Source organism: Aminiphilus sp., assembly GCF_029975095.1.
Taxonomy (GTDB): Bacteria; Synergistota; Synergistia; order Synergistales; family Aminiphilaceae; genus Aminiphilus.
Window position 1 is genome coordinate 1 of sequence record NZ_JARKPW010000196.1, and the last position, 1,939, is coordinate 1,939.

Annotated in this window: 3 protein-coding genes; 2 read left to right on the forward strand and 1 reads right to left on the reverse strand. The window is 61.0% G+C overall.

Annotation, left to right across the window (positions count from 1 at the left end):
- Both Q1K49_RS12530 and Q1K49_RS12535 read left to right on the forward strand, forming a co-directional pair.
- A partial coding sequence (locus Q1K49_RS12530) for a phospholipase D-like domain-containing protein (RefSeq protein ID WP_366146070.1) occupies positions 1 to 690 on the forward strand: 690 nt, incomplete at its 5' end.
- Between the two features lie 95 nt (positions 691 to 785).
- Positions 786 to 1,109 carry an RNA-binding protein gene (locus tag Q1K49_RS12535; protein ID WP_300526345.1) on the forward strand — a complete coding sequence of 108 codons (324 nt, stop codon included), beginning with the start codon at positions 786 to 788 and terminating at the stop codon, positions 1,107 to 1,109.
- Positions 1,110 to 1,148: 39 nt separating this feature from the next.
- On the opposite strand, the gene Q1K49_RS12540 is transcribed toward Q1K49_RS12535, so the two are convergent.
- Positions 1,149 to 1,939, reverse strand: a 791-nt coding sequence (locus tag Q1K49_RS12540; protein WP_300526346.1) for a response regulator, incomplete at its 5' end; no start/stop codon positions are given.

Here is a 1,939-nt window from a genome sequence, read left to right on the forward strand (position 1 = left end):
GGGATCGGCAAGGACGCCACCGAGCTCTTCAACTATCTCACCACCGGGAACACGCCGAAGCGCAAGTACGAAAAGATGCTCCCCGCGCCCAAGTTCCTGAAGAAGGCGCTCCTGGCCGGGATTGCCCGCGAGATACGCCTCCATTCACCGAAAAACCCCGGATTGATCCGGTTCAAGATGAACGCCCTGGAGGACGCGGACATCGTCCGGGCCCTCTACGAGGCCTCCCGCGCCGGTGTGAAGGTCGATCTGGTGGTCCGCGACACCTGCCGCCTGCGTCCCGGCATACCGGGCATTTCCGAGAACGTGCGCGTGGTGAGCGTGGTGGGACGGTTCCTGGAGCATTCCCGCATCTACTACTTCCGCAACGGAGGCAAGGAGATTTTCCTCATCGGCTCGGCCGACGCCATGAAGAGGAACCTGGAGGCGCGGGTCGAAGTGGTGGTTCCGGTGGAAAACCGCAAGCTGCGCGACGATATCCGGATCCTGTTCGACGTGCACCTTTCGGAGCGGCGCAGCGCATGGGACACGCAGCCCGACGGCACGTACCTCCAGCGCATGCCCGCCGAGGGAGAGGACCCGCGGGGAAGCCACGAGATCCTCATATCGCTTGCCGAGAAGAGGCAGAAGAAGGTGGCCAGGCTGAAAAAGAGGAAGGCGCGCGGCGTGGGGGGAAGGAACCTGCGATAAAAGAATCATCTCTCAAACGAAGAGACACGGCCGAAACAATATGATACCCTGCCTCTCTCCCGGAAATCATGAGCAGGCACAGATAGGAGAGTTGTATGGCGAAAGAATTGTACGTGGGCAACCTGCCCTATGAAGCGGGCGAGGAAGATCTGAAGAGACTGTTTTCCGTGGCGGGAACCGTCACCTCGGTCCACATCATCACCGATCCCGAAACCGGCGCCTCCAAGGGATGCGCCTATGTGCGCATGGCAACGGTTGAGGAAACAAGGGAAGCCATCGAGTCCCTTGATGAAGCCCTCATGGGGGATCGAATCATTTCCGTGAGTGAAGCCCGCCCGCAAAAACAGAGGGTTGCGCCGACCGGCGGCCGGAAGGGGAAACAACGGCATACCGGAAGGTTCCCGGGAGGGAAAAAGTGACGCGGCAAAGGGGTATGTCAGGAATGGCCTGCCGGAAAATCAGGAATGGAACTTCTCCCGGCAGGGGGAATCACCCGCCCCCAGCGTCTGCTGGATTCTGCTGATGAATTCAACCGGCCGCAACGGCTTCTGGATAAAACCGTTCTCCCGGCGCTTCAGCAGGTTGGCGTCCAGGAAATCTCCCGCGTAGCCGCTCACGAACAGGATCTTCACGTCCTGCCGGACCTTCAGAATCTCCTCGCAGGCCTCCCGGCCGTTCATTCGCGGCATTATCACGTCAAGCAGCACCGCATCGATTGCATCGCGGTTTTCCATGAACCGCGCCACCGCCTCGACACCATTCTCCGCCTCGATGACCCGATAGCCGTTCTCCACGAGGATGGCTTTCATCAAGGCGCGCACGGCGTCCTCGTCCTCTGCCACGAGAATCGTGCCATCCCCCCTGGGGACAGCGGCTTCAACTCCGGCTGCGATGTCTTCCGGAGCGCCTTCCACCAACGGCAGATGGACGGTGAACGTCGTTTCTCGCCCCTGCTCGCTCCGGACGCTGATAAAGCCGTTGTGCTGCCGGACGATCCCGTAGACCACGGCAAGGCCGAGACCCGTCCCCTTGCCGACTTCCTTGGTTGTGAAAAAGGGTTCGAATATCCGCTCCCGGACCCCTTCGTCCAGTCCGGCGCCATTGTCCGCGATGGACAGCACGGCATAGTTACCCGGAGGCACATCCCCCCGCGAACTTTCAGCTGATTGCCCGATGCGGATCGTATCCGTCGAAACCAGAATCCTGCCCGCCCCTGAAATGGCGTCCCGGGCGTTGGCCACCAGGTTCA

Coding starts and splice junctions, on each gene's coding strand:
- Q1K49_RS12535 (WP_300526345.1), top strand. CDS start 786: ATGGCGAAAGAATTGTACGTGGGCAACCTGCCCTATGAAGCGGGCGAG.